This is a genomic window from Flavobacterium sp. GQ95, from assembly GCF_059758655.1.
This window is the reverse complement of sequence record NZ_JCAXEB010000011.1, coordinates 56,252-82,960: the sequence shown is the minus strand read 5'-3', so window position 1 is coordinate 82,960 and position 26,709 is coordinate 56,252. Positions and strand designations below refer to the sequence as shown.

The 26,709-nt window shown below is 32.6% G+C and carries 26 protein-coding genes; 13 read left to right on the top strand and 13 right to left on the bottom strand.

Annotated elements, in window-relative coordinates:
• Window positions 1-56: 56 nt before the first annotated feature.
• Window positions 57-905: a Dph6-related ATP pyrophosphatase gene (locus tag AC6CH4_RS19830; protein WP_498106020.1), complete on the bottom strand. Its 849-nt coding sequence runs from the start codon at window positions 903-905 to the stop codon at window positions 57-59.
• Between AC6CH4_RS19830 and AC6CH4_RS19825 the strand changes: the two genes are divergently transcribed.
• From AC6CH4_RS19825 to AC6CH4_RS19815, 3 genes are all read left to right on the top strand, one after another.
• The gene (locus AC6CH4_RS19825) at window positions 895-2,955 is read left to right on the top strand and encodes a M1 family metallopeptidase (protein ID WP_498106018.1); all 2,061 of its coding nucleotides are present in this window, start codon (window positions 895-897) and stop codon (window positions 2,953-2,955) included. The genes AC6CH4_RS19830 and AC6CH4_RS19825 overlap by 11 nt on opposite strands.
• 107 nt (window positions 2,956-3,062) lie before the next feature.
• A complete protein-coding gene (locus AC6CH4_RS19820; protein WP_498106016.1) occupies window positions 3,063-3,971 on the top strand; it encodes a patatin-like phospholipase family protein in 909 nt (302 codons plus the stop codon).
• Between the two features lie 27 nt (window positions 3,972-3,998).
• Window positions 3,999-4,403, top strand: a complete 405-nt coding sequence (locus tag AC6CH4_RS19815) for a hypothetical protein (RefSeq protein ID WP_498106014.1) — start codon at window positions 3,999-4,001, stop codon at window positions 4,401-4,403.
• A gap of 76 nt (window positions 4,404-4,479) precedes the next feature.
• On the opposite strand, the gene AC6CH4_RS19810 is transcribed toward AC6CH4_RS19815, so the two are convergent.
• The gene (locus tag AC6CH4_RS19810) at window positions 4,480-5,001 is read right to left on the bottom strand and encodes a DUF7935 family protein (RefSeq protein ID WP_498106012.1); all 522 of its coding nucleotides are present in this window, start codon (window positions 4,999-5,001) and stop codon (window positions 4,480-4,482) included.
• Window positions 5,002-5,126: 125 nt separating this feature from the next.
• Between AC6CH4_RS19810 and AC6CH4_RS19805 the strand changes: the two genes are divergently transcribed.
• From AC6CH4_RS19805 to AC6CH4_RS19790, 4 genes are all read left to right on the top strand, one after another.
• Window positions 5,127-5,894, top strand: coding sequence for a sulfite exporter TauE/SafE family protein (locus AC6CH4_RS19805; protein WP_498106010.1), 768 nt, complete (start codon window positions 5,127-5,129; stop codon window positions 5,892-5,894).
• Window positions 5,895-6,127: 233 nt separating this feature from the next.
• Window positions 6,128-8,464 (top strand): ATP-dependent helicase, encoded by a 2,337-nt coding sequence (locus tag AC6CH4_RS19800; RefSeq protein ID WP_498106008.1) that lies wholly within the window; start codon window positions 6,128-6,130, stop codon window positions 8,462-8,464.
• A 19-nt stretch (window positions 8,465-8,483) separates the two neighbouring features.
• Window positions 8,484-8,981: a hypothetical protein gene (locus AC6CH4_RS19795; protein WP_498106006.1), complete on the top strand. Its 498-nt coding sequence runs from the start codon at window positions 8,484-8,486 to the stop codon at window positions 8,979-8,981.
• A 17-nt stretch (window positions 8,982-8,998) separates the two neighbouring features.
• A complete protein-coding gene (locus AC6CH4_RS19790) occupies window positions 8,999-9,619 on the top strand; it encodes an L-threonylcarbamoyladenylate synthase (RefSeq protein ID WP_498106004.1) in 621 nt (206 codons plus the stop codon).
• Window positions 9,620-9,808: 189 nt separating this feature from the next.
• Here AC6CH4_RS19790 and AC6CH4_RS19785 read toward each other — a convergent pair whose 3' ends face one another.
• From AC6CH4_RS19785 to AC6CH4_RS19775, 3 genes are read right to left on the bottom strand one after another with little or no spacing between them, the layout of a single operon-like run.
• Window positions 9,809-10,642, bottom strand: a complete 834-nt coding sequence (locus AC6CH4_RS19785; protein ID WP_056191429.1) for an OmpA/MotB family protein — start codon at window positions 10,640-10,642, stop codon at window positions 9,809-9,811.
• Window positions 10,643-10,676: 34 nt separating this feature from the next.
• Window positions 10,677-11,696 (bottom strand): glycosyltransferase family 2 protein, encoded by a 1,020-nt coding sequence (locus tag AC6CH4_RS19780; protein ID WP_498106002.1) that lies wholly within the window; start codon window positions 11,694-11,696, stop codon window positions 10,677-10,679.
• Between the two features lie 19 nt (window positions 11,697-11,715).
• Window positions 11,716-12,168: a type I restriction enzyme HsdR N-terminal domain-containing protein gene (locus AC6CH4_RS19775; RefSeq protein WP_192184559.1), complete on the bottom strand. Its 453-nt coding sequence runs from the start codon at window positions 12,166-12,168 to the stop codon at window positions 11,716-11,718.
• A gap of 94 nt (window positions 12,169-12,262) precedes the next feature.
• Between AC6CH4_RS19775 and holA the strand changes: the two genes are divergently transcribed.
• The 3 genes from holA (at window position 12,263) to ettA (ending at window position 15,279) form a co-directional block, all read left to right on the top strand.
• Complete coding sequence (gene holA, locus AC6CH4_RS19770; RefSeq protein WP_498106000.1) at window positions 12,263-13,267, top strand: DNA polymerase III subunit delta; 1,005 nt, start codon at window positions 12,263-12,265, stop codon at window positions 13,265-13,267.
• A gap of 72 nt (window positions 13,268-13,339) precedes the next feature.
• Window positions 13,340-13,516, top strand: coding sequence for a CAL67264 family membrane protein (locus AC6CH4_RS19765; protein ID WP_089069631.1), 177 nt, complete (start codon window positions 13,340-13,342; stop codon window positions 13,514-13,516).
• Between the two features lie 71 nt (window positions 13,517-13,587).
• The gene (gene ettA / locus AC6CH4_RS19760) at window positions 13,588-15,279 is read left to right on the top strand and encodes an energy-dependent translational throttle protein EttA (RefSeq protein WP_042567052.1); all 1,692 of its coding nucleotides are present in this window, start codon (window positions 13,588-13,590) and stop codon (window positions 15,277-15,279) included.
• Between the two features lie 117 nt (window positions 15,280-15,396).
• On the opposite strand, the gene AC6CH4_RS19755 is transcribed toward ettA, so the two are convergent.
• The 3 genes from AC6CH4_RS19755 to AC6CH4_RS19745 all read right to left on the bottom strand — a co-directional run bounded on the left by AC6CH4_RS19755 (window position 15,397) and on the right by AC6CH4_RS19745 (window position 18,779).
• Window positions 15,397-15,840: a thiol-disulfide oxidoreductase DCC family protein gene (locus tag AC6CH4_RS19755; RefSeq protein WP_498105998.1), complete on the bottom strand. Its 444-nt coding sequence runs from the start codon at window positions 15,838-15,840 to the stop codon at window positions 15,397-15,399.
• Between the two features lie 104 nt (window positions 15,841-15,944).
• Window positions 15,945-16,250, bottom strand: a complete 306-nt coding sequence (locus AC6CH4_RS19750) for a GIY-YIG nuclease family protein (protein ID WP_498105996.1) — start codon at window positions 16,248-16,250, stop codon at window positions 15,945-15,947.
• 363 nt (window positions 16,251-16,613) lie between these two features.
• Window positions 16,614-18,779: an endonuclease MutS2 gene (locus tag AC6CH4_RS19745; RefSeq protein ID WP_498105994.1), complete on the bottom strand. Its 2,166-nt coding sequence runs from the start codon at window positions 18,777-18,779 to the stop codon at window positions 16,614-16,616.
• A gap of 132 nt (window positions 18,780-18,911) precedes the next feature.
• Here AC6CH4_RS19745 and AC6CH4_RS19740 point away from each other — a divergent pair, with 132 nt between their 5' ends.
• The gene (locus AC6CH4_RS19740) at window positions 18,912-19,577 is read left to right on the top strand and encodes a uracil-DNA glycosylase (protein WP_498105992.1); all 666 of its coding nucleotides are present in this window, start codon (window positions 18,912-18,914) and stop codon (window positions 19,575-19,577) included.
• 78 nt (window positions 19,578-19,655) lie between these two features.
• On the opposite strand, the gene AC6CH4_RS19735 is transcribed toward AC6CH4_RS19740, so the two are convergent.
• The 5 genes from AC6CH4_RS19735 to porX form a co-directional block, all read right to left on the bottom strand.
• Window positions 19,656-20,030 (bottom strand): DUF4258 domain-containing protein, encoded by a 375-nt coding sequence (locus AC6CH4_RS19735; RefSeq protein ID WP_498105990.1) that lies wholly within the window; start codon window positions 20,028-20,030, stop codon window positions 19,656-19,658.
• Between the two features lie 36 nt (window positions 20,031-20,066).
• Complete coding sequence (locus tag AC6CH4_RS19730) at window positions 20,067-21,266, bottom strand: alanine dehydrogenase (RefSeq protein ID WP_072970800.1); 1,200 nt, start codon at window positions 21,264-21,266, stop codon at window positions 20,067-20,069.
• 84 nt (window positions 21,267-21,350) lie between these two features.
• A complete protein-coding gene (locus AC6CH4_RS19725; RefSeq protein ID WP_498105988.1) occupies window positions 21,351-21,824 on the bottom strand; it encodes a GNAT family N-acetyltransferase in 474 nt (157 codons plus the stop codon).
• A gap of 111 nt (window positions 21,825-21,935) precedes the next feature.
• Window positions 21,936-22,343 carry a tRNA (adenosine(37)-N6)-threonylcarbamoyltransferase complex ATPase subunit type 1 TsaE gene (gene tsaE / locus AC6CH4_RS19720; protein WP_498105986.1) on the bottom strand — a complete coding sequence of 136 codons (408 nt, stop codon included), beginning with the start codon at window positions 22,341-22,343 and terminating at the stop codon, window positions 21,936-21,938.
• 82 nt (window positions 22,344-22,425) lie between these two features.
• On the bottom strand, window positions 22,426-23,979 hold the full coding sequence (porX, locus tag AC6CH4_RS19715; protein WP_498105984.1) for a T9SS response regulator signal transducer PorX: 1,554 nt from the start codon (window positions 23,977-23,979) through the stop codon (window positions 22,426-22,428).
• A gap of 181 nt (window positions 23,980-24,160) precedes the next feature.
• Here porX and AC6CH4_RS19710 point away from each other — a divergent pair, with 181 nt between their 5' ends.
• Both AC6CH4_RS19710 and AC6CH4_RS19705 read left to right on the top strand, forming a co-directional pair.
• Window positions 24,161-25,240 carry an acyltransferase family protein gene (locus AC6CH4_RS19710; RefSeq protein WP_498105982.1) on the top strand — a complete coding sequence of 360 codons (1,080 nt, stop codon included), beginning with the start codon at window positions 24,161-24,163 and terminating at the stop codon, window positions 25,238-25,240.
• Between the two features lie 227 nt (window positions 25,241-25,467).
• Entirely contained in the window at window positions 25,468-26,697 is a 1,230-nt protein-coding gene (locus AC6CH4_RS19705; RefSeq protein ID WP_498105980.1) for an HD domain-containing protein, read from the top strand.
• Window positions 26,698-26,709: the final 12 nt, after the last annotated feature.

Sequence of the window (26,709 nt, the reverse complement as noted above, 5' to 3'; positions counted from 1 at the left end):
AAATCAATCTAATACAAATCAATTCCTGGAAATTTGTGTAATTCGTGGCAACTTTTTTATTTTGGTATCAAATCACAATACCAAAAACCATAATCAAAAGCATCGGTGGCACTTGTATCGCAAGCCGTATCTGATGAATCTTCATTTTTAGGTTTTTCATATTTTCTATAAACAATTTCTCCAATTTCAAAGTCAATTGGTTTTGAAAAAATTGGACCATTAAAAGCAAAAGTGTGAAATTCTCCGTTTTCACCGCAAACATCAACGTTCTCAGGTAAGTCATTAATAAAATCCTGGTCGATAATTCGGCCCACAAAACTTTTGTCAAGATACCTTTCATTTACACAAACAACGATTGTTTTAAATCCTAGTGAAATAAATTCCTGAATCAGATCTTTTGTTGGAATTTTCCAAATTGGGAAAACGCCTTCAAAACCAATTTTTGCCAGTTGGTCTTCACGATACTTGCGTAAATCTTCCAAAAAAATATCTCCAAAAACAGAATGTGTAGTACCTTGTTTTTTTATTTCGCTTAAGGTTTCAGTCATAACTTTTTCGTAGACTTCCATTGTTGGCATTTCCGGAACCTGCAAAATTTTTAAAGGCAATCCTATACTTTTCGCCTGTTGTTCTAAAAGCTCCACACGAACACCATGCATTGAAATACGCTGAAATTGCTGATTGACACTTGTCAATAAACATTCAATTTTATAATCAGGATTTTGCTGAATTTTGTATAAGGCAAGAGCAGAATCTTTTCCGCTGCTCCAGTTAAATAAGGCTTTTTTAGGTGTTTGCACGATAGTGTATTTTTCTATGGTAAACTTACAAATTTCATTCGATTTGTTGGTGAAACCTTTGTAACTTTGAATTTTCGCCTTCAAATTTATTTCAATGAAATACATCTTTCTATTATTTACCTCTTTCATTTTTGCACAGCAAACGAAATTTGTCGATTTCAAAACGGTCTCAGGACAATTATTTTTGAATGCCAAAGAAAAATCTGTCTCAGGATTTGTTGATTATCAATTTGAAGTTTTAAAACGAATTGATACAATTAAGATCGATGCCAAAAACATGGAATTTACTAAAGTTCAACTCAATAATAAAGAGGCTGTTTTTATAAATACAGGCAAGCAATTGCAAATCGTAACTAATTTTCAAAAAGGAGAAAATCATTTAACTTTTGAATATTCGGTTAAACCGAAGCAAGCTTTGTATTTTGTTGCCATTGAAAATTCAGACGTTCAAATTTGGACGCAGGGACAGGGAAGATATACTAGTAATTGGTTCCCGAGTTTTGATGATGTGAACGAAAAAGTAATTTTCAATTTGGGAATTACATATGACAAGGAATATCAGGTCGTTTCAAATGGAATTTTAAAAGAGAAAAAATCAAATGGAAATTTGATTCATTGGCAATATGAAATGGAAAAACCAATGAGTTCTTATTTAGTTATGTTGTCCGTTGGGAAATATGATAAAAAAGAATTTATGGCAAAATCTAAAATTCCCTTAGAATATTATTTAGAACATAAAGATGCCAATCGTTTTGAACCAACCTATCGTTATTCAAAACGTATTTTTGATTTTCTGGAGAAAGAAATTGGCGTAAAATATCCCTGGGAAATTTACAGACAAATTCCGGTTCATGATTTTTTGTATGCCGGAATGGAGAATACAACATCGACACTTTTTGCCACGCGATATGTGGTAGATTCAATTGGTTTTGAAGATCGAAATTATACCAATGTAGATGCACATGAGTTGGCTCATCATTGGTTTGGAGATTTAATTACAGCCGAAAGCAGTACACATCACTGGCTTCAGGAAGGTTTTGCAACTTATTATGCAGCTCTTGCCGAAAGAGAAATTTATGGTGACGATTATTTTTATTCAAAATTATACGATACCGCACAACAGATAAAATTTGCTTCCAGAACAGATTCGATTCCTGTTTTGAATGCCAAAGCGAGTTCATTAACTTTTTATGAAAAAGGAGCATGGGTATTGTTTGTTTTACATGAATCGATTGGTGATAAAGCATTCAAAAAAGCGATAAAAAGTTATTTGAAAAAGTACGCCTATCAAACCGTAAACACTCAGAATTTCTTCGACGAAATTAAAAAAGTATCCAATTTTGATTTAGATAAATTTCAGAAAACCTGGTTAGAAGCAACAGTTTTTGATACACCAACAGCCAACGCTTTGCTGAGTAAAAATAAAGCAATTCAGGTTCGATTAGAAGTAGATAAATTGAAGAAAACACCTTTAGCAGAAAAAGAAGCTTTCTTAAAGAAAACTTTAGAATCAGATATTTATCATTCTGTAAAAGAAGCGATTGTTGATCAATTGGAAAATGAAAAATATGAAGCGAAAAAAACTTTATTATTAATTGCTTTGCACAGCAATAATATTCAGGTTCGTCAGGTTGTTGCTGCTTCATTATCAAAAATTACGGAAGATTTTAGAACAGAATATGAAACGTTACTTAATGACAAATCATATCAAACTCAGGAAATTGCATTGTATTATTTGTGGAGAAATTTTCCGGAACATCGAGCAGAATATCTCAATAAATCAAAAGACTGGATTGGTTTTAACGACTATAATCTTCGTACTTTATGGCTTTCATTGGCCTTATCAACTCCAAATTATGCAGATAATCCAGAAGCCTTAATTGCCGAATTAATTGCTTTTTCATCTACAAAATATGAAGCGACAACAAGGCAAAATGCACTCGAAAAGCTGATTGCTTTTAAAATTATTAACGATCAGGTTTTTAGTAATTTAGTTGGGGCAACAACGCATCATATGTGGCAATTTTCAAAATTTGGAAGAGACACAATAAGATTGTTATTAAAAAATCCTGAAATGCGTGCTTCGTTTGAAAGAATTTTGCCTAATTTGACCCCCGATGAACAGTTTCAATTGAATCGTTTGCTGAAAGAATAAAAAATAGAAGCAAGAAGCAAGAGTAAAGATTTAAAACAAATAGAAAGGTCTTTGCTCTTTATTCTTTCTTCTATTTTCTAAATAAATACAAAACCTACAATAAATTTATGAGAGCATTGGTTATTTCTGGTGGAGGAAGTAAAGGAGCATTTGCCGGCGGTGTTGCGCAATATCTAATAGAAGAAAAAAATTACGAATACGATTTGTTTTTAGGAACTTCTACTGGAAGTTTACTTATTCCGCATTTGGCTTTAGGTCATATCAAAAAAATTCACTCGGTTTATACAAATGTTACTATGAGAAGTATTTTTAATATTTGCCCGTTTGTAGTTAAAAATAAAGATGGAGTCGATATTGTAACGATTAATCATTTTAATGTATTACGTCAGTTTTTTAAAGGAAAAAGAACTTTTGGCGAAAGCAAAGGTTTGAAGAAATATATCAGAAATAATTTTTCGCTTTCAGATTTTAATAAACTAAAAAAACTAAATAATGATGTTGTCATCACTGTAACTAATTTTACTAAAAATGAATCAGAATACAAATCGGTAAAAGACTGTACGTATGAGGAATTTTGCGATTGGTCCTGGATCTCGAGTAATTATGTTCCGTTTATGAGTTTGGTGGAAAAAGACAATTGCGAATATGGTGATGGCGGATTCTCAAGTTTGGTTCCGATTCGTGAAGCAATCAATCGCGGTGCTACAGAAATCGACGTTATAATTCTGGAAACGGAAGTGAATATGGACAAAACGGTTATTGGTAAAAATCCGTTTTCACTAATGATTGATTTGTTCCGAATTGCCTTAGATCAGGTTGAGAAACATGATATTGCTATAGGAAAACTTATGGCAAACAATAAGAATGTGAAACTTAACTTATACTACACTCCGACAAAACTTACCGATAATGCGTTAATTTTTAATAAGGAAGTAATGAAAGAATGGTGGGAGCAAGGATATGAATATGCTCAAAATAAGTCTGAGGTTATGAGTGATAATAAGATGACAAAATAGCGATCTAATAGTAATATTTTAACAAAAATGAACGAATTTAGATATAGTATTTGTGAACCGACAAATCCGGAAATCATTGAAAAGGGAAAGACTATTTCTTCGGATATAATGCTAATATTTGAAAAATTTCCGTGGAAATCACATTTAGAAGAGATGGAGAATTCAAAAAATATTTTTTACTCGCCTTCAATTGAATTTGAAAATTTAAGTAATAAAAATGGTTTAGCGATTTCTGCTGTTGGCAATCCGGACAAATATGATTTTTATGTATTTTATAAAAGACCTAAACTGCAGAAAACATGGTTTGGTCTGAGTAAAAAGCTGAACAATAATTACATATCTGAATTATTGGACCAAAGTGAAGATAAAACAATTGAGTTTTTAAAAGCTTTAATTGATAATGATTTAGGCTTTTTAGAAAGTAAATTTTAATAACTTTTGGAAAGTTACATCTTAGAGTTCAAAGAATAATCTAAAATTTGAACTCTAAAATGTAAAATTATTTTTTCTACCACAACTCAGAAACTTCATTCTTAATATAGCCCAAAGCAGCATTACTAGGTGATTGTTTCTCTAATAAATCATTCAAAATTTTCTCTCTTAATCTATCAGCGCTGTCAACCCGGTCGCTCATTGTAGCTTTGCGAATTATCTGTATGGTTGAGTTTTTAGCAGTTGTAATGATTGTCCAACATTCATCAGACATATAAATTTGCTGTGTTAAATTGTGTTCAAATTCTTGTTCGATTTGATCGATTACGAAGTTTTCATAATCGTGTTTTTCGTTTGAAATAGGAGCAATTCTAATCAATAATTTGGTCAGGTTGATACGCTCTAAATATAAAGTCATACGCTCGTAAGCCTGCAAACGTATTGGCAAAGATTGTTTTTGATATTCTCTGTTTAATAGAAAAGTACGTTTCTTATCGTTGTTTTTGATATGTAGTTCAAAAAAACTATAAGCCACAAATCCGGTAACGATGGCTGGTAATGTATAACTGGCTAATTCTATAATTCTTGTAAAATCCATTTGGTTTAATTTTTCAACAAAAATATAATTTTTGCTGAGAAAACAATAGTATTTCTATTGTAATAACTAAAAGGGAAGTTTACATTTGTGCACAATTCTCAAAACCAACTGAAACGCACTATTTAATGGAAAGCTATATTATAATTTTACTTTGTTTAGCCGCTTTTGCTGCAGGATTTATTGATGCAATTGTTGGCGGCGGTGGACTCATTCAAACACCAATGGGATTAATTCTATTGCCCAATTTACCAGTTTCAACAGTTATTGGAACTTTAAAATTACCAGCTTTCACCGGAACAGCTTTTGCAGCTTTTCAATATTTAAAAAAAGTAGTTATTCAATGGAGGTTACTCTTGATCATGATGTGCTTGGCAGTTCCTTCAGCTTTTTTGGGTTCGACGATATTAACTTTGGTCAGCAATGATTTTATGAAACCGCTTTTGCTGATTGTTTTGTCATTATTGTTTATTTATACCTATGCAAAGAAAAATTTTGGACAGCATGTTGCAAAAGACCATTCGCCTACAACTCAAATAATCTATGCGGTTGTTATTAGCGTAATTGTTGGTTTTTATGATGGATTTATTGGTCCTGGAACCGGTAGTTTTTTTGTTGTGGCTTTTATAGCGCTTTTGGGTTTCGATTTTTTGCACGCTTCAGCGAATGCTAAAATGGTAAATCTGGCAACTAACTTCGGTTCGATTTGTTTGTTTATGATAAAAGGAAAAATCATCTGGACAATCGCAATTCCTATGGCAGTCAGCAATGGACTTGGAGGTTGGCTTGGAGCTAAATTAGCCATCAATAAAGGAAATGGTTTTATTAGAATTTTCTTTTTGGTAGTTGTAGTTGGAACGTTGATTCGCTTTGCTTATGATGTGTTTTTTAAATAAGATTCTAAGGTTCTAAGATTCTGAGATGCTAAGTTTTTCTTAGAGCCTTACTATATAACTTAGCATTTCACCAACTTTATTTAAAAGAGCCCTTTGTTTTGCTTCTGACAATCATTCTATATTGACCTAATTAGCTAATTTTAAAATATCTTAGCAACTTAGAACCTTAGTATCTTAGTATCTTTCTTTTTACATCTTTAATTGCTATTTTTGCATCAAAGGAGAAAAATTTCATGCAAAAATATATTGACCAGCTCAACGAAGCACAACGAGAACCCGTTTTAAAGAAAGACGGGCCAATGATTATTATTGCTGGTGCAGGATCTGGAAAAACCCGTGTTTTAACTATTAGAATTGCTTATTTGATGGCGCAGGGCGTTGATGCATTCAACATTCTGTCGCTTACTTTTACGAATAAAGCAGCCCGTGAAATGAAACACAGGATTTCGGATATTGTAGGAGCAACCGAGGCTAAGAACCTTTGGATGGGAACTTTTCACTCGATTTTTGCTCGCATTCTGCGTTCAGAATCGGACCATCTGGGTTACCCTTCAAACTTTACGATTTACGATTCACAAGATTCGGCAAGACTTATTTCTTCGATTATTAAGGAAATGCAGCTGGATCGTGATATTTATAAACCAAAGCAGATTTTAGGCCGAATTTCAAGTTATAAAAACAGCTTGATTACCGTAAAAGCCTATTTCAACAATCCTGAATTGGTCGAGGCTGATGCAATGGCAAAAAGACCAAGGTTAGGAGAAATTTATCAGCAATATGTAGAGCGTTGCTTTAAAGCTGGTGCCATGGATTTTGATGACTTATTGTTGAAAACCAATGAATTATTAACTCGTTTTCCAGAAGTTTTGGCAAAGTACCAGAACCGTTTCCGTTATATTTTGGTTGATGAGTACCAGGATACAAATCATTCTCAGTATTTGATTGTTAGGGCTTTATCAGATAAATTTCAGAACATTTGTGTAGTGGGAGATGATGCGCAGAGTATCTATGCTTTTCGTGGCGCAAACATCAATAATATCTTAAATTTTCAGAAGGATTATGAAGGTGTTGTAATGTTTCGTTTGGAGCAGAATTACCGTTCGACCCGAAATATTGTTGAAGCGGCAAACACGGTAATGGAGCATAATAAAACCAAACTGGATAAAGTAGTTTGGACGGCGAATGATTTTGGAGCAAAAATTAAAGTTCATCGTAGTTTGACAGATGCAGAGGAAGGACGTTTTGTGGCTAGTACCATTTTTGAACAGAAAATGCAAAATCAGCTTCATAACGGAGCTTTTGCAATTTTATATCGTACTAATGCTCAGTCGCGTGCGATGGAGGATGCATTAAGGAAACGTGATATTCCGTATCGAATTTATGGTGGATTGTCTTTCTATCAACGTAAAGAAATCAAAGATGTTTTGTGTTATCTGCGTTTGATAATTAATCCAAAAGATGAAGAGGCTTTAATTCGTGTAATTAATTATCCGGCTCGTGGAATAGGCGATACAACTGTCGAAAAACTTACGATTGCTGCGAATCATTACAAACGTTCAATTTGGGAAGTAATGGTAAATATCGATAAGATCGATTTGAAACTGAATACTGGAACAAAGAATAAACTGAATGATTTTGTGACGATGATTCAGAGTTTTCAGGTAATCAATGAAAATCAGGATGCTTTTTATATTACAGACCACGTTGCTAAAAAAACAGGCTTGGTTCAGGAATTGAAAAAAGATGCTACACCGGAAGGAATGGCAAAAATTCAGAATATTGAAGAACTTTTAAACGGTATAAAAGATTTTACTGAAGGACAAAGAGAAATTGATGGCGCAAGAGGAGCGCTTTCTGAATTTATGGAAGATGTTGCACTTGCAACTGATTTAGATAAAGATACGAGTGATGAAGATCGTGTAGCTTTGATGACTATTCACCTGGCAAAAGGACTTGAATTTCCACATGTTTTTGTGGTTGGTATGGAAGAAGATTTGTTCCCGAGTGCGATGAGTATGAGTACCAGAAGTGAATTAGAAGAAGAACGTCGTTTATTTTACGTAGCTTTAACCCGTGCAGAACATCAGGCGTATCTGACATATGCGCAATCGCGTTATCGCTGGGGAAAATTAACTGACAGTGAGCCATCTCGTTTTATTGAAGAAATTGACGGACAATATCTGGAATATTTAACGCCTGCGGAAAGCAATTACCGCTATAAACCCATGATTGATGGCGATATTTTTGGAGATGTTGATAAATCGAAATTAAGACTGGCAAAGCCAATAGGAGGAACGCCTCCAAAACATATTACCGATAACGAGCCAAAACCGGATTTAAATGTTCGCAAGCTAAAACCTGTTGCAGGCAATGCACCAAGCGCTTCAAATGCAAATTTATTTGATAGTAAACTAACTATTGGAAATGTGGTAATGCACGAACGTTTTGGAAAAGGAGAAGTTGTCAACCTGGAAGGTTTTGGAGCAGATAAAAAAGCTGAAATAAAATTCGAAGTGGGCGGAATTAAAAAATTATTACTCCGATTTGCTAAGCTGGACATTATTGGTTAAAATAGAAGAAAGAAAATAGATGCATGAAAAGGGACTTTTAAAAAAACTTAATTTCATTGAAATTTATCAGTTTTTTGGTGGTATAATTGGTTTGTTGGTAATGACATATTTAGTTTGTACTACAAATGCCCAAAAATATGCTGGTCCATTTTATATTTTTATTATTCTGCCTTTTCTTTTTTTCGCATTTTGTATGTATACTGCGTGGTTAATAAATAAGAAAAATTATGTGAAGGGATTAAATTTAGTAATCATTTCATTAATTTTACAATTGGTTGCGTTTCAATTTTATGGAGTTTATTTTACATCTGTAAATGGAATTGCTATAAATATTACTTTAGATTTAACTAATGATACTTTTGCAGGATTTGATTTTCAACCTTCACAATTTGTATTTGCGTTCCGTGAGAATGACGATATTTTTCGTTTTAAATTGAATTTATTTGCTTTTGCAATGATATTATATACACTGAAAATTTTACAGGGAGTAAAGAATAGTCTTTATTCTATTATCTAACATCTTTATTCTAAAAAATGGCCGAATTCATAAAAATATATCCCGATAAACCAAGTGAAGCAGCAATTGCTAAAGTGGTGAAAGTACTTCAGAATGGGGGATTGGTAATTTATCCAACAGATACTGTTTATGGTTTAGGTTGTGATATTACCAATTCACGTGCTTTAGAAAAAATTGCTAAGATTAAGGGAGTGAAGTTAGAAAAAGCAAACTTCTCTTTTATTTGTCATGATTTGAGTAATCTGTCAGATTATGTGAGACAGATAGATACGGCAACTTTCAAAATTTTAAAAAGAGCTTTGCCGGGTCCTTATACTTTTATTTTACCAGGGAATAATAATCTTCCAAAAGAGTTCAAAAAGAAAACAACAGTTGGTATTCGTGTACCGGATAATAATATTATTCTTGAAATTGTACGTCAGTTAGGAAATCCAGTAGTTTCAACCTCTATTCGTGATGAAGACGATGTAATAGAATATACAACAGACCCTGAATTGATTTTTGAGAAATGGCAAAATCTTGTTGATATGGTAATTGATGGTGGTTACGGAGACAATGTAGGTTCCACAATCGTTGATTTATCAGAGCATGAGCCGGTAATTGTAAGGGAAGGAAAGGGAGATATTGATATTTTGTAAAAAAAAACTGAAATTGCGTAAAAGTTTGAAATAAATAACTAACTTTAGTATAGTTAAAATTTAGTTAGTTAATTAAAAATAATGTTATTCTTAATTTATATTTAATTGGTTATTAAAAAAATTAAGAATACATAAAAGCAGGTCAATTGACCTGCTTTTTCTGTATTATAAAGTATGTAAAACGCTAAATTATTTAGCTTGTTTTTTCATTTCTTTTTCAATCATATCATAGAATTGATCGATTTTTGGCATAACAACGATACGAGTTCTTCTGTTACGCGCTTTGTTTTCAGCGCTATCATTTGCAACTAAAGGTACATATGAACTTCTACCAGCAGCAATTAATTTTGCAGGGTTAACTCCAAGATCATTTGTTAATACACGTACAATAGAAGTAGAACGTTTAACACTCAAATCCCAGTTGTCTAATATTATACCATTGCTTTTGTATGGTACGTCATCAGTATGACCTTCAACCATACACTCAAAATCTGGTTTGTCGTTAACTACTTTTGCAACTTTCGCTAAAACAGATTTTGCTTTATCACTTACTTCATAGCTACCGCTTTTGAATAATAATTTATCTGCGATAGAAATAAATACAACTCCTTTTTCAACATTGATTTCGATATCCGGATCGTTGATTCCAACAGCACCTTTTAAACTTGTAACTAATGCTAATGTCACACTGTCTTTTTTAGTTAAGGCATCCTGAAGTCTAGAGATTTTTAAATCTTTTTCTTTTAAACTCTCTAAAGATTTTTCAAGGTTTTCAGCTCCTTTAGTAGTTAATACAGTTAAATCTTTAGAACTGTTTATTAAGTCTTGATTGTGTGCTTTATAACTTTCAGCTGTAGCTGCTAATCCTGCTTTTTCTTCTAAACAAGAATTTAATTTAACTGTGCAAGAGTTTAATAAATCTTGTGTCTCTTTGTTCTTAGCTTCTAATGCTGCGTATTGCTTTTTCGATACACACGAAGTTAAGGCCATTAATACTGATAGTGCGATAACTATTTTTCTCATAGGTATTTTATTTAATTAAACGTTGATTACAAATTTAGTTTTTAATATTTTGATTACTGTTAAAGATTTCTTTAAATACAGTCAATCTCTTAATGTAATATAGGTAAACGATACTTTTTACGGTATAGTATTGCTGTATTTGAAAATCTTTTCTTTCCCGAAGATATTTTAAAGATATACAATAAAAAGAAAAGTGGGCCTTTAGAATTGCAAAAGTATGGCTAAATTTTCCTTGCGTAAGAAAACGGATACCCGCAATTCCATCCAAAATCATTCGAAAGAAAATTCTAAAAAACAATCCTTTTTTAGGTAAGTTTTTCACCAGCATTAGTAATGAATTCCTAAAATTTAAAAATGTCTTTTTCGGATTTCCCTGCTGTAATGTTGCGCCTCCAACATGATAAACTATTGATTGTGAATTGTATTTTATAATATGTCCCTCATTTGCGGCACGCCAACACAAGTCAATTTCTTCCTGATGTGCAAAAAAACTTTCGTCAAAACCTTTCAATTCATCATATACTTCTTTTCTGATAAAGAAACAGGCTCCGGAAGCCCAGAATAATTCGCAGTTATCGTCATACTGCCCATTATCTTTTTCAATGGTATCAAAAATGCGCCCTCTACAATAAGGAAAACCATATTTATCAATAAACCCACCTGCAGCACCTGCATATTCAAAATATTCCTTGTTTTTAAAATCAAGAATTTTAGGCTGAATAATCGCAGTTTGTTTTTCGGTATCAAAAGTTTCAATAATGGGTTTTAACCAATTTTCAGTTACTTCAATATCTGAATTAACTAAAGCGTATATTTCGGCATTGACTTCTTTTAAAGCATCATTGTAACCTTTTGCAAAGCCATGATTACCGTTATTTTGGATGATTTTTATGGTTGGAAAATTTTGTTTGACGAAATGTATTGAATCGTCTGTAGAAGCATTATCGGCTACATATAAAGTAGCTTCTGCTGAAAATTGAAGAACCGAAGGCAAAAACTGCTCAAGCAATTTTTTTCCATTCCAATTTAAAATGACAACTGCTATTTTATCCAAAAGTATTTGATGTTATAATTTAATAAATTTCCTTGTAATCCGGCAATGATTTTAAAAACTCATATTTTTCGTTTTCAAAATCCATCTGACAATAAAAATGATTCAGACCGTTTGTAACTTTCAAAAACCGTGCCTGCATTGTCATATTGTAACGGGCAATTTGGTCAAAAGTTGCCTGTGATATTTTCACTTCTGGCGCTTTGCATTCTACTAATATATGTATAGAGCCATCAGAATTGAATACTACAACATCATACCTTTTTCGTAAACCATTGACTGTTAAAACTTTTTCTACGTTTATGAGCGATTTTGGATATTTTTTTTCATTCATTAAATAATGAACAACGTGTTGGCGAACCCATTCTTCCGGAGTAAGAATGATAAATTTTTTTCTGATTTCATCAAAAATAGACACTTTATTTTCGCTATTTTTGAATCGAAAAGGATAGATTGGAAAATTTAATCGTTGCATAAAGCAAAAATATTAAAATACTTTCAGGTTTCAAGTTTAAGTTTCAAGTTATTGAAATCAGAACCTGAAAGTTGACTTGAAACAAAAGATTTGAATGGACGAAGTTGTAAAAATTGTTAATGATATCAAAGCGGGAAACATAAAGCCGATTTATTTTTTAATGGGCGAAGAGCCTTATTATATTGATAAACTATCGGAATATATTGAGCAGAATGTTCTTTCTGAAGAAGAAAAGGGATTTAATCAAACAGTTTTATATGGAAGAGATGTTTCTGTTGAAGATATTGTTTCAACGGCTAAGCGCTATCCTATGATGGCTGACCGTCAGGTTGTTATTGTGAAAGAAGCACAGGATTTATCCCGAACAATAGATAAAATTGAATCCTATGTAAATAATCCAATGGAAACTACGGTTTTGGTTTTTTGCTACAAATATAAAACACTGGACAAACGTAAAAAAGTAACTAAATTATTAGCACAAAACGGAATCGTTTACGAGAGTAAAAAATTATATGAAAACCAGGTTGGTGACTGGATAAAACGAGTTCTTGCCGGAAAAAAATATACCATTGATCCTAAAGCAAACGCCATGTTGGTAGAGTTTTTAGGAACAGATTTGAGTAAAATTAATAATGAATTAGAAAAACTGCAGATTATTTTACCGCAAGGAACTGTAATTACACCTCAGCATATCGAGGAAAATATTGGTTTCAGCAAAGATTATAATGTTTTTGAACTTCGAAAAGCTATTGGTGAACGCAATCAGTGGAAAGCTTATAAAATTGCAGAAAACTTTGCTCATAATCCTAAAGAATATCCGTTGGTAATGACAACCGGATTAGTATTTGGTTTTTTTGTCCAGCTTTTAAAATACCACGGACTGAAAGATAAAAATCCAAAAAATGTAGCTTCGGCGATTGGCGTAAATCCTTATTTTTTAAAGGAATATGATCTGGCTTTAAAAAACTATCCCATGAGAAAAGTGAGCCAGATTGTTGGCGCTTTGCGTGATGTGGATGTTAAAAGTAAGGGAGTTGGCGCCAATGCTTTGCCACAATCAGATTTGCTAAAAGAAATGCTGTATAAAATATTTAATTAAGCCACGAAAATTCACGATATTTGCACTTCTAAAAATAAATCACATTAAAAAATAATTACTTCAATTATGGGAATGAATAAAAATACCGTTTTAGGATGGGCTACTTTTATAATGATACTTATGGGATTGTTGCTTATAGGTCTTGGCGCTTTTAGATACAGTGAAGTATCGGGCTGGGGGTTTGTAGCTGTTGGAGTTGGCTTTTTTGCCAATGCCTGGGTTTTTAATGCTTTGAAAGGAAGAGTTTAGCAATATTAAATTGCAAGTACAATATCAAAACTCAATAGAAAAATAATTAATTAAAATAAAAAATATATAAAATGTCAGACGATAAGAAAGTAATTTTCTCAATGCAAAAATTGAGTAAAACCTATCAGGGAGCAGACAAACCGGTACTTAAAAACATTTATCTAAGTTTCTTTTACGGAGCTAAAATCGGTATTTTAGGACTTAATGGTTCTGGAAAATCTTCTCTTTTGAAAATTATTGCCGGAGTAGATAAAAATTATCAGGGAGATGTTGTTTTTCAACCAGGTTATACTGTTGGTTATTTAGAGCAGGAACCAATCCTTGATGATTCTAAAACCGTGATCGAAATTGTTCGTGAAGGAGCTGCTGAAACTATGGCAGTTTTAGAAGAATACAATCAAATTAATGATTTATTCGGTCTTGAAGAAAACTATTCCGATCCTGATAAAATGGATAAGTTGATGGATCGTCAGGCAGCTTTACAAGATAAAATTGATGCTCTTGGTGCCTGGGAAATAGATACCAAACTTGAAATTGCAATGGATGCTTTGCGTACGCCGGAAGGAGATACGCCAATCAAAAACCTTTCAGGAGGTGAGCGTCGTCGTGTAGCTTTATGTCGTTTGTTGTTGCAACAGCCTGATGTATTGCTATTGGATGAGCCAACCAACCACTTAGATGCTGAGTCTGTACTTTGGTTAGAACAACACTTAGCACAATATGCCGGAACTGTAATTGCGGTAACGCACGATAGATATTTCCTTGATAATGTTGCAGGTTGGATTTTAGAGCTGGATAGAGGAGAAGGTATTCCGTGGAAAGGGAATTACTCTTCCTGGTTAGATCAAAAATCTAGTCGTATGGCTCAAGAGGAAAAAGTAGCTTCAAAACGAAGAAAAACTTTAGAGCGTGAGTTGGACTGGGTTCGTCAGGGAGCAAAAGGTCGTCAAACGAAACAAAAAGCGCGTTTACAGAACTACGATAAATTACTAAACGAAGATCAAAAACAACTGGATGAAAATCTGGAAATCTATATCCCGAATGGTCCACGTTTAGGAACGAATGTTATTGAAGCTAAAAATGTTGCAAAAGCTTTTGGAGATAAATTGTTGTATGATAATTTGAACTTCACTTTGCCACAAGCTGGAATTGTTGGAATTATCGGACCAAACGGTGCTGGTAAATCGACCATTTTCAAAATGATTATGGGCGAGCAAAAAACAGATAGCGGAGAATTTTCAGTAGGAGAAACTGTAAAAATCGCTTATGTAGATCAATCTCACTCTAATATTGATCCAAATAAATCGATCTGGGAAAATTTTGCCGATGGTCAGGAATTGATTATGATGGGCGGAAAGCAAGTAAACTCAAGAGCTTATTTATCTCGTTTTAATTTTGGTGGAGGCGAGCAAAACAAGAAAGTGTCAATGCTTTCAGGTGGAGAGCGTAACCGTTTGCACTTAGCAATGACTTTGAAAGAAGAAGGAAATGTACTTTTACTGGATGAGCCTACGAATGATTTAGATGTAAATACACTTCGTGCACTTGAAGAAGGTCTGGAGAATTTTGCAGGTTGTGCCGTAATTATTTCGCACGACAGATGGTTCTTAGATAGAATTTGTACGCACATTCTGGCTTTCGAAGGAGATTCTGAAGTTTACTATTTCGAAGGAGGTTTCTCTGAATACGAAGAAAACAAAAAGAAACGCTTAGGTGGTGATTTAACTCCAAAACGTCTGAAATACAGAAAGTTAATTAGATAATACTTGAATTAATTTTCAATTTTTAAAATCCCAAATTCCAATTTTTTGATAAATTGAATTTGGGATTTTTTTTGCGAGCTTTGCGTAATCTTTGCGTTCCTTGCGGTTCAAAAAGTTTTACAAAAATTTACTTTTCAATTCTGGAGCAGGAATCATACAGCTTTCTTTTTTGCCATACCATTTGTAACGATTCTTGGCAATATAATCGTAGGTATAATTTCGAAGTTTTTCAGGAAATATTTTTAAAATTGAAATCAGACTATAAATTCCTCCTAAGTCTTCTCCAATTTCTATTGCTGCAGAAGATTTATAATAATAAGCAACACCAGGATTGTATAAAATAATACTATCAATTTTAGTTTGATCAATACCAATGTAGTTGCAAATTTCATTTCCCAATTCCGATTGCAAAGCCACAAATCGAAAAATATCTTTTTTGTCATTTTTGATAATAAACTGAACTGCGCTATTGCATAAATTGCAAATACCATCGAAGAGGATTATTTTTTTGTCTTTTGCAATGTTTGCAGGAAACGATGCAATTTCGGTTTGTGTTTTCATATACTATAATTGCTTATTTTAGTGAGATTGCTTCGTTCCTCGCAAAGACACACGTAATGTCATTGCGAGGAACGAAGCAACCACACTATGTTTTTTCATTTCTATTATACTATCATTATGTCTTCAATTTCTTCAAACAAATCTTTCCAAGTTGGATTAATCGAACGAATGAGTTCATTCTTTGCTTCTCTTGATCCAGCTTTGATTTGCTTTTCTCTTCCTATTGCATCTTCAATCCATTGAAATTGTTCGTAATAAACTAGAATATTTACATTATATTTTGCAGAGAACGATTTTGGGTATTTTTTATTTTTATGTTCTAGGATTCTATTCGGAAGATTTGAAGTTACACCAGTGTAAATTATTGTTTGGTATTTATTGTTAATGAGGTATACGAATCCTGATTTCATGTTTTTATTTTTTAGAATTGTCATTTATTGAAGGAAAGAAGTAATCTCACTTTGATTTTTCATAAATAAGTTTTAACTCAATTATGTTAGTGTGGTTGCTTCGTTCCTCGCAATGACAAAACTATAAATAAAAATATAAATTGTAAGATTTTTATTATTATAAATTTTAATTATTAAAAATTATATTTTAATAAATTTCATGAATTAAAAACGGCCTTCATAAATTTAATTTAAACGTTTTTTTTGATAATTTTCGATCTTCATCTCGTATTTTAAAAAATCTTTATTTAAATCGCTTTATTTTAATTCTGATGATTTTTCATCATAATTGCAACTCTGAAAACTGCGACTGAAGACTGAAGACTATTTCTTCCCAGCTTCTACAAATTCCAATTCATCCAAACTTACTTTCGAAGTAAAGATTCCGTAATTTACTGTTGCTTTATTTTTTTCAATTGAATCTATACTCCCAACAGATCTTCCATCTAACATTCTAACGCGATCTCCAACTTTCAAAATAGGTTTTGGTTTTTCGATAACAGGTTTGAGTTTCTTTTCTTTTTTCTCTTTTCGAATTTCCTCCACCTGAACAGATACTTCGGCAATAACTTCTTTTTTCTTTTCGATTATAGCTTTGGCTTCTTTTGGAGTTGCTTTTTTGCGTTTTGAATTTTCAATTTCAATAATTTTCAAAAATTCTCCAATAAGCTCTTTTTTATTTTTATTGTTGAAATATTTCTCCGAGATATCTTCTATTTTCTGACCAATGTAAATTGTCTTTTGATTACTGTCGTATAATTCCTGATAGCTTTCGAGTTTTTGTTTGATTTTTACATTGATGTTTTCCATCTTTTTGCTCTCCTCGCGCGCTCTTGTTTCTTCTTCTTTTAAATTGATAGAAGTCTTTTCCAATTTCGAACGTTCCTTTTGAAGTGTTGCAATTGTTTTGTCAAAACGCACTTTCCCAACCTCGATTTTCTTTTTGGCACGATTAATCAGTCCAAACGGAATACCATTTTTCAAGGCAACCTCAAAAGTAAACGAACTTCCGGCTTGACCTAAAGCCAATTTGTACATTGGCTCAAGCGATTTTTCATCGAACATCATATTTGCATTTGTAGCAAAAGGCAATTCGTTAGCCAAAATTTTTAAGTTCGAATAGTGTGTGGTAATAATTCCGAACGCTTCACGATGGTAGAATTCTTCCAGGAAAATTTCAGCCAAAGCGCCTCCTAATTCAGGATCAGAACCTGTACCAAATTCGTCAATCAAAAACATAGTTTTCTTGTTGCACTTCTTCAGGAAATAATTCATGTTTTTCAGACGATAACTATAAGTACTCAAATGATTTTCAATAGATTGATTGTCTCCAATGTCTGTTAAAATTCGGTCGAATAAGAAAGTTTCACTTCGTTCGTGAACCGGAATCAACATTCCCGATTGTAGCATCAATTGCAATAAACCAACTGTTTTAAGCGAAATTGTTTTTCCGCCAGCATTTGGTCCTGAAATTACAATGATTCGGTTATCTTGTTTTAATTCAATGGTTTGTGGATGCGTAACTTCGTTTTTCTGTTTGTTATTTAAATACAAAATTGGATGATAAGCTTCTCTAAAGAACAATCTTCTTTCTTCTGTAATTGTTGGTAAGATTCCATTTATTCTGTTGGCGTATTTAGCTTTTCCCGCAACAACATCAATATCACTTAAAAACTCCTGATATTCAATTAATAAAGGTAAATAGGGACGAATCTGATTTGATAATTGTTTTAGAATTCGTGTGATTTCTTCTTTTTCTTCATATTCAAGATTCGCTAATTCTCTGGAGTATTGTAAAGTAGCTTCTGGTTCGATGTAAGCAATACTTCCGGTTTTGGAACTTCCTAAAATAGAACCTTTTACTTTACGACGATACATGGCTAAAACCGCTAATACTCGACGGTTTTGAACAAAGCTTTCTTTAATATCGTCCAGATAACCAAGACTATTGTTGTGGCTTAGAGCAACTCCAAAACTTTGATTTACTTTACCGCGAACAATATTCATATTTTGTCGAATACTCAATAAGGCTGGAGAAGCATTGTCTTTTATCTCTCCATATTTGTCTACAATAGCATCAATTAAGGTAACGATATCTTTGGTGTATTCAACTCGTGACGCTCTCGCGTTTAGATTTGGATAATAATCATCAAATTTTTTAAGGAAATTAAGCAAGAAATTAGAAGTTGAGGAAAGTGTAGCAATTTTTCTAAAACTGCCTACTTCCAAAAAACTATCTTCAATGGCTAAGAATTTGATTTCGTGTGTTATGGCGTCAAATCCGTGATTAGGAATCGCGTTATTATTTTGAAAAGAGGAAACATATTCTGATGTCTGCAATAAAGCCTGCATCAAAGTTTCCTTATCTCTGAATGGTGTTATTTGTAAGGCTTTTTCCTTTCCAATATCTGTGTTACAGCCCGCTGAAATAGTTTCGAGCACTGTTGGAAATTGTAAGTCCTGTAATGTTTTTTCGGTAATACTGATCATTTAATTCCTTTAATAAAGTACATGCAAAAGTACGAAATTAGTAGCATTGAATTTCAGAAAGTTCGCGTCTAAATTTTATTGCTTTAAATATGATTTTACTTAAAAATTCCTGAAATTCGCATAAAAAAAGTTATGGACATAAAAATGCATTCTTCTTGGAAGCCAGTTTTAAGTGATGAATTTGAGAAGCCCTATTTTAACGAATTGATTGCTTTTGTAAAATCTGAGTATACCACTAAGGTTTGTTATCCAAAAGGGAGTCAAATATTTTCGGCGTTTGATCATTGTCATTTTGATCAGGTAAAAGTGGTTATTATAGGTCAGGATCCTTATCACGGTCCAAATCAGGCAAATGGATTGTGTTTTTCTGTAAATGACGGAATTCCTTTTCCTCCATCTCTTTATAATATTTTTAAAGAAATCGAAAAAGATTTGAACAAACCGATTCCTAAGACGGGTAATTTAGAACGCTGGGCAGGTCAGGGAGTTTTTCTTTTAAATGCTACTTTAACAGTTCGACAAGCTGAAGCCGGAAGTCATCAGGGCAAAGGTTGGGAGAAATTTACTGATGCTGTTATTAAACAGATTTCTGCTGAAAAAGAAAATGTTGTGTTTTTGCTTTGGGGAGGTTTTGCTCAAAAGAAAGCAGCTTTAATCGATGCTTCAAAACATCATATTCTAAAATCCGGACATCCTTCTCCTTTAAGTGCTAACAGAGGATTTTGGTTTGGAAATAAACATTTTAGTCAAACAAATGATTTTTTGAGATCAAAAGGACTGAAAGAAATAGAATGGTAACAATAAACACGAATTTCACAGATTTGTACTAATCAATTAATTTGTACAAATCTGTGAAATTTGCGTTATTGACTTTATTTATTTCTTAATAATCTCGTCTAGAATCGCTTTATTTTCGAAGTTGATTACTTTTAAAATAATTTCTTGATTCTTAGCTGTTTTTCCTTCAATAATATAAAGTTTTCCTTTTTTGAACGGAACATTACTTTGATCAAAATCTACATCTCCATAAGTTAGTGTGTTTTTAACATCAGCTGTATCAACCCATTTTTCATTCAAAGTTTGGATTGCCTTATCGGAATATTGAAAAGGTTTCGTGCGTAAATTATTTAAAACTCTGGCGTTTGGGAAGTAGTTGCAACGAGTATCCTTTCCACTAAATACAAGGGCTACAAAAAAGCATCCCATAACTAAACCAATTAAATAATAAGCAAAACGATGTACGAACTTCATGAAATAAATTTTTTGCAAAGGTACACTAAAGTTCCTTTAAAATACAAGTAAATTAATATCGTTGTCTGGCAAATCGAACCAATCGCCAATTGCTTTATTTGTTAGGATTCCGTGGTATAAATAAACTCCGTTTTTCAATCCTTTATTACATCTGATAGAACTTTCTAAACCACCGTCGTCTGCTATCTGAAGTAGATATGGCGTTAGTATATTACTAATTGATAATGAGGCGGTTTTGGAATATCTTGATGGAATATTTGGTACACAGTAATGCAAAACATTACTTTTTATGAAAGTCGGTTTTTCGTGAGTAGTAACTTCTGAAGTCTCAAAACAACCTCCTGTATCGATGCTGACATCGACAATTACGGCTCCTTTTTTCATATGTTCAACCATAGTTTCTGTTACTACAATCGGGCAGCGCTCTTTACCTCGCATGGCACCGATGGCAACATCACAACGTCTCAAAGCTTTTAATAATGCTTTTTGCTGAACAGTAGAAGTGAAAATTCTTTGGTTTAGATTGTTTTGTAAACGACGTAATTTGGTAATTGAATTATCAAAAACTTTTACGTTTGCACCAAGTCCAATGGCGGTTTTTGCAGCAAATTCACCCACAGTTCCAGCACCTAAAATAACAACTTCAGTAGGAGGGACGCCGGTAATATTTCCGAATAAAAGTCCTTTTCCAAATTCATCTGTAATCATTAATTCGGCAGCAATAAGGATGGAAGCTGTACCGGCAATTTCACTTAAAGATTTTACGGCAGGATAAGAACCATCTTCATCTTTAATATACTCGAACGCTAATGCCGTTATTTTTTTTTGAGCTAAAGCTTCAAAATATTCTTTCTTTTTTGTTTTTAACTGAATAGCAGAAATGATAATCGTTTCAGGATTAATCATTTTAATTTCAGCCAGAGTTGGTGGTTCTACTTTAAGCAACATCGGACAGCCAAAAACCTTTTTGGTATCTTTTGTCACTTCTGCACCCGCATCACTATATTCCTTGTCAGAATAGCTCGAACTCTCTCCTGCACCCGATTCAATCATTACACGATGTCCTTCATAGGTAAGTGAGTTGACCGCGTCTGGCGTCAGGCAAATACGACGTTCCTGATAACTAGTTTCTTTAGGTATCCCTATGAAAAGCTCTCTTTTAAATCGGCCCACTTCAAGTTTTTCTTCTTGTGGTAACAATTGTTGTTTCGTAAATGGAGTTAAGGTAATTGACATGGGTTGTGCAAAAAATTAAGAGTACAAATTACGTAAAAAGTTTTAAAATTAGTGCAAATATTCTGCTAATACTAAAAGTCAATATTAAGAGATTGTTTTTTCCATTTTTATGTCGGCTCTTTCGTAGCTGACATCTCCTAATGGAACTTCAATAAAACCAAATTTTTTATACAAATGAAGTGCAGGAAGTAAAATTCTGTTTGAATATAAAAGCAACTTTTTGATATTATTTTCTTCAGCCACAGCTACACTATGTACTAAAAGTTTATTTCCAATTCCAAGGCCTTGCGCTTTGTCTGAAACAGCCATTTTACTCAATTCGAAAGTGTTCTCATCAATCTTCATCAGAGAAACTGTTCCAAGGATTTCATCATTATACTTAGCGTAAAAAATCATTCCGCCTTTATCAATAATTTCTTCCTGAGGATTTGAAAGCACTAGTTCATCTTTTTCCTCAACTCTAAAATACTTTTGAAGCCATTCGATGTTTAAGGTTTTGATGTGTTCTTTTAAATCTGGTGAGTAGGGGATTATTTCTACTGTATTTTGGGTATTCATAATAATATTAGTTGTTACACAGATATAAACGAAATTTTCGCAGAATAACAGAAAGAACTAGATCAAAAAACTCTGCGAATCTCCGTGAAATCTTCGGGAATCTCTGTAGAATTAAATCAGTTCTAAACTTCTATTTCCATCAGCCAACAACTCAATTGTAACTGTAGAATGTTCTTCCGGAATTAAACTGGCTATTTTTTCAGACCATTCAATAAAACACCAGTTTCCAGAATACAAATAATCATCAACACCCATATCAAGTGCTTCGGTTTCTTTGTTTAATCTGTAGAAATCGAAATGATAAATGATTTGATTGTTAGAAGTATAATATTCATTAACTAAAGAAAAGGTTGGACTACTTGTAGCATCCTGAACTCCTAAGCTCTTGCATAATTGTTTAATTAAAGTAGTTTTTCCAACACCCATTTCTCCATTGAAAAGAATGATTTTTTTTGGATTTTGAGCAATAATTTGTTCTGCTACTTCCTGAATTTGATCTAATGAAAAAACGATATTCATTGTTATACTTATTTTTATAATAGTCTCAGTTGCGGTTTTCAGTATCAGTTGAAAAACTGAAAACTGCGACTGAAAACTTTTTTTATTTAGGATTAAAAACCAAAAACGGAATAATCATTTCTTCTAATGAAATTCCACCATGCTGATAGGTGTTTCTGTAATAACTCACGTAATGATTATAGTTGTTTACGTAGGCTAAAAAGAAATCATTTTTAGCGAATATAAAGGAGCTACTCATATTTATAGCTGGCAATCCAATATTTTTTGGCTCTTTTACAACGTACACATCTTTTTGCTCGTAAGTCAAACTACGACCGGTTTTATAACGCAAATTTAAACTTGTATTTTTATCTCCAACCACTTTCGATGGGTTTTTTACATTAATCGTTCCGTGATCTGTGGTCAGAATTAATTTGAATCCTAAAAGTTGTGCTTGTTGGATAATTTCCAATAAAGGGGAATTTTTAAACCAGCTTAAAGTCAATGAACGATAGGCTTTATCATCAGAAGCTAACTCTTTTACAACTTCCATTTCTGTCTTGGCATGCGATAACATATCTACAAAATTGTAAACAACTGTTACTAAATCATTGCCTTTTAAAGCTTTGAAGTTTTCAGCCAGTTTTTTACCGCCTGCATAATTTGTAATTTTAAAATAATCTTCTTTAATATTTAATCCCAAACGCTTTAACTGAGCGGAAAGGAATTCGGCTTCGTAAAGATTTTTTCCTCCATCTTCAACATCGTTTTTCCAGTATTGTGGAAATTGTTTTTCCATTTCGATAGGCAATAATCCAGAGAAAATGGCATTTCTTGCATATTGTGTAGCCGTTGGAAGAATAGAAAAATAAGGAACTTCTTTTTCTAATTTATAATAGTTAGAAACCACAGTTTCAAAAGATTTCCACTGATCGTAACGCAAATTATCAATAACTACAAACAAAATTGGTTTGTCTTTTTTCTTGATTTCAGGAACCACTAATTCCTTAAATAAGTTGTGAGATTGAATAGGTTTGTCTGCTTTTGGAGCAAACCAGTCTTCGTAATTTCTTTCAATATATTTTCCAAATTGCGAATTGGCTTCAATCTTTTGAGATTCAAGGATTTCAATCATTCCCTGATCATTGATGTTTTCGAGTTCTAATTCCCAAAAAATCAATTTTTTATATAATTCAACCCAATCTTCAAAAGAATTAACCATCGCTAATTCCATTGAAATCTTACGAAATTCCTTCTGATAATCTAAAGTCGTTTTTTCAGAAATCAATCTTGAATGATCCAGATTTTTCTTCAAACTCAACAAAATCTGATTTGGATTTACCGGTTTTATCAAATAATCAGCGATTTTAGAACCAATCGCTTCTTCCATTATATACTCTTCCTCGCTTTTGGTAATCATAATCATCGGAATGGCCGATTTTTTTTCTTTCATTTCCGAAAGTGTTTCCAAACCGCTCATTCCCGGCATATTTTCATCCAAAAAAACAATGTCAAAATTGTCTTCTTCAAACAAAGCAATAGCATCTAAACCGTTGTTACAAGTTGTTACAGCATAGTTTTTTTTCTCCAGAAATAATATATGTGGCTTTAAAAGATCGATTTCATCGTCGACCCAAAGTATTTTTATCTTGTCCATAAATGTATTTTAATTTTTATGCAATTTAGAAGTATAGAACTTAAAAAGTATTAAAAATAGTATAAAATTCAGAATAATAAATACTGTTTTTAGATTAAAATAATGAGGTAGTAAGCAATAGGTATTTGTTTTTTTATATTTTCGTAAAATTAGGAAGAACAATTTTTTTAAGAATAAAAATATGACAAACATCGATGCCGTGATTTTAAAGCCAAAACAACATTTTGAGATTTTAGACGGATTAAGAGGTATAGCTGCTTTGGTAGTTGTACTTTTTCATTTTATGGAAATGGTTTATGCTCCAAAAGATAATTTTTTTGCACACGGCTTTTTAGCAGTCGATTTTTTCTTCTGTTTATCTGGATTCGTCATTGCTTATGCCTATAATGACCGTGTTGAAAAAATGGGAATTCTTGAATTTTTTAAATCTAGGCTTATCAGATTACATCCTTTAGTAGTTTTTGGCTCGATATTGGGATTACTGGCTTTCCTTTTTGATCCTTTTAACGGTCAATCAGAAACTTATGAAACTGGTAAAGTAATTTTAATATTTTTGACTTCAATTCTTTTAATTCCTTTTCCGGTAATGACAGAACGTTCTTTTAATCTTTTCGGTTTAAATGCTCCTGCCTGGTCTTTGTTTTGGGAATATGTTGCCAATATTTTTTATGCACTTTTTCTATATAAACTAAGTCAGCGTTGGCTGTCTTTATTAACGATTTTAGCTGCAATAGGAATTTGTTTTGTTAGCTATCGTGCAGGAGGTACCCTGATGGGCGGATGGGGTGATGCAAGTTTTTGGGATGGTTGTGCCCGCATTTCCTATTCATTTTTAGCAGGAATGTTGATTTACAAATCGAATTGGATTATCAAAACAAAGCTCGGGTTTGCAGGTTTATCAATACTACTTTTGCTAGCGCTTTTAATGCCTTTTTCTGATTGGAACTGGCTTACAGAACCTTTCATCGTATTATTATATTTCCCTTTATTGATTGTATTAGGAGCCGGAGCCTCACTAACACAAAGATTGCGAAAGGTATGTATCTTTTCCGGGAAAATTTCTTATCCTTTATATATGACTCATTATATGGTGATATGGATGTTTTTAAATTATTACACAAAGTACAAACCGGCAACAAATCAACTAGCTTTTATTATAATCACTGGAACTATTCTTTTGGTTGGATTTGCCTATTTAGTAATGACTTTTTACGATATTCCGGTTCGAAAATACCTGACTGAGAGAAGAAGGAAGGTTTAATTTTGAAATAAATGATATGAGTTAATGAAAAAGTAATTGTTCGAAAGAAATTTTTGCATAAAAATGATTGTGTGATTGAAAATTGTATTTCTTTTGTAAGATATTTTTCAGGATTTTATAAATAGAAAAAAATGCCTTCAGTAAAAAAGGTTTCTGACTGTATTCTAAATCTTTCTAATATTACAATCTAAATTACTTATATTTGTTGACCAAAAAATAACCAAATAGTGACTCATATCAACAAGTTAAAAATATTTAATGATCCCATTTACGGGTTTATTTCAATCCCGAACGAACTTATCTACGATTTAATTCAACATCCTTATTTTCAGCGTTTACGCCGTATTTCGCAAATGGGATTGTCGTATTTGGTTTATCCTGGTGCTAATCATACGCGCTTTCATCATGCTTTGGGGTGTATGCATTTGATGCAGAAAGCAGTTGAAACACTTCGTTTTAAAGGAGTTGCTATTTCTCAGGAAGAAGAATGTGCTTTGCTGATAGCTATTTTATTGCATGATATTGGTCATGGTCCATTTTCGCATGCAATGGAAAAAAGTATAGTCGAAGATGTGAATCATGAGGCTATTTCGCTATTATTCATGAATCAGCTGAATGAAGAATTTGATGGAAGATTGAGTTTGGCAATTCAGGTTTTTAAAGGTGAGTATCACAGAAAATTCATGTTGCAATTGATTTCAAGTCAATTAGACATGGATCGAATGGATTATTTAAAACGAGATAGCTTTTATACCGGAGTTGCAGAAGGAAATGTCAACTCAGAGCGATTAATTCAGATGATGAATGTTGTGGATGGTGTATTGGTTATTGAAGAAAAAGGAATTTATTCTGTTGAAAAATTCCTGCTTTCCAGAAGATTAATGTATTGGCAGGCTTATTTGCATAAAACAAGTTTGGTGGCCGAATTAATTTTAATGAAAGTATTGAAAAGAGCCAAAGAACTAACCTTAAAAGGAGTTTCTTTACCTTGCAGTGAACCACTGTTGTTTTTTATGCAGAATAAAGTTTCATTAGAAGATTTTGATGCCGAAAAATTAGATTTATTCTCTCAATTAGATGATTTTGATATTATAAGTGCTTTAAAAGCGTGGCAAAAACAAGATGATTTTATACTTTCTACTTTAAGTAAAATGATCATTAACAGGGATTTATTAAAGATTAAATTGAGTGCCGAGAAGATTCCAATGGAAGAATCGCAATCGATGAAAGAGGAATTTGCTGAAGAGCATCATATTTCGTCTGTAGATGCCGGATATTTTATTTTTAGAGGGAAAATTAAAAACCAGGCCTATAGTAAAGAAGCTGAACCGATACGAATTTTGAAAAAAGATAAAACAATTGAAGATGTTGTAGAAGCATCTGATCAGTTGAATTTGAAATCGTTATCTAAATTGGTGACAAAATATTACATCTGTTTTCCAAAACAACTTATCTAAAATTAACATTTA

Excerpts from the sequence above, each read along its gene's own strand:
- AC6CH4_RS19805 (WP_498106010.1), top strand. The coding sequence starts at position 5,127 with ATGGAAAGCTATATTATAATTTTACTTTGTTTAGCCGCTTTTGCTGCA.
- AC6CH4_RS19810 (WP_498106012.1), bottom strand. The coding sequence starts at position 5,001 with ATGGATTTTACAAGAATTATAGAATTAGCCAGTTATACATTACCAGCC.
- AC6CH4_RS19830 (WP_498106020.1), bottom strand. The coding sequence starts at position 905 with ATGTATTTCATTGAAATAAATTTGAAGGCGAAAATTCAAAGTTACAAA.
- AC6CH4_RS19795 (WP_498106006.1), top strand. The coding sequence starts at position 8,484 with ATGCATGAAAAGGGACTTTTAAAAAAACTTAATTTCATTGAAATTTAT.
- AC6CH4_RS19820 (WP_498106016.1), top strand. The coding sequence starts at position 3,063 with ATGAGAGCATTGGTTATTTCTGGTGGAGGAAGTAAAGGAGCATTTGCC.
- AC6CH4_RS19735 (WP_498105990.1), bottom strand. The coding sequence starts at position 20,030 with ATGAAGTTCGTACATCGTTTTGCTTATTATTTAATTGGTTTAGTTATG.
- AC6CH4_RS19800 (WP_498106008.1), top strand. The coding sequence starts at position 6,128 with ATGCAAAAATATATTGACCAGCTCAACGAAGCACAACGAGAACCCGTT.
- AC6CH4_RS19790 (WP_498106004.1), top strand. The coding sequence starts at position 8,999 with ATGGCCGAATTCATAAAAATATATCCCGATAAACCAAGTGAAGCAGCA.
- AC6CH4_RS19725 (WP_498105988.1), bottom strand. The coding sequence starts at position 21,824 with ATGAATACCCAAAATACAGTAGAAATAATCCCCTACTCACCAGATTTA.
- AC6CH4_RS19710 (WP_498105982.1), top strand. The coding sequence starts at position 24,161 with ATGACAAACATCGATGCCGTGATTTTAAAGCCAAAACAACATTTTGAG.
- AC6CH4_RS19775 (WP_192184559.1), bottom strand. The coding sequence starts at position 12,168 with ATGCAACGATTAAATTTTCCAATCTATCCTTTTCGATTCAAAAATAGC.
- AC6CH4_RS19755 (WP_498105998.1), bottom strand. The coding sequence starts at position 15,840 with ATGAAAACACAAACCGAAATTGCATCGTTTCCTGCAAACATTGCAAAA.
- AC6CH4_RS19825 (WP_498106018.1), top strand. The coding sequence starts at position 895 with ATGAAATACATCTTTCTATTATTTACCTCTTTCATTTTTGCACAGCAA.
- porX (WP_498105984.1), bottom strand. The coding sequence starts at position 23,979 with ATGGACAAGATAAAAATACTTTGGGTCGACGATGAAATCGATCTTTTA.
- AC6CH4_RS19765 (WP_089069631.1), top strand. The coding sequence starts at position 13,340 with ATGAATAAAAATACCGTTTTAGGATGGGCTACTTTTATAATGATACTT.
- holA (WP_498106000.1), top strand. The coding sequence starts at position 12,263 with ATGGACGAAGTTGTAAAAATTGTTAATGATATCAAAGCGGGAAACATA.
- AC6CH4_RS19750 (WP_498105996.1), bottom strand. The coding sequence starts at position 16,250 with ATGAAATCAGGATTCGTATACCTCATTAACAATAAATACCAAACAATA.
- AC6CH4_RS19745 (WP_498105994.1), bottom strand. The coding sequence starts at position 18,779 with ATGATCAGTATTACCGAAAAAACATTACAGGACTTACAATTTCCAACA.
- AC6CH4_RS19730 (WP_072970800.1), bottom strand. The coding sequence starts at position 21,266 with ATGTCAATTACCTTAACTCCATTTACGAAACAACAATTGTTACCACAA.
- ettA (WP_042567052.1), top strand. The coding sequence starts at position 13,588 with ATGTCAGACGATAAGAAAGTAATTTTCTCAATGCAAAAATTGAGTAAA.
- AC6CH4_RS19740 (WP_498105992.1), top strand. The coding sequence starts at position 18,912 with ATGGACATAAAAATGCATTCTTCTTGGAAGCCAGTTTTAAGTGATGAA.
- AC6CH4_RS19815 (WP_498106014.1), top strand. The coding sequence starts at position 3,999 with ATGAACGAATTTAGATATAGTATTTGTGAACCGACAAATCCGGAAATC.
- tsaE (WP_498105986.1), bottom strand. The coding sequence starts at position 22,343 with ATGAATATCGTTTTTTCATTAGATCAAATTCAGGAAGTAGCAGAACAA.
- AC6CH4_RS19785 (WP_056191429.1), bottom strand. The coding sequence starts at position 10,642 with ATGAGAAAAATAGTTATCGCACTATCAGTATTAATGGCCTTAACTTCG.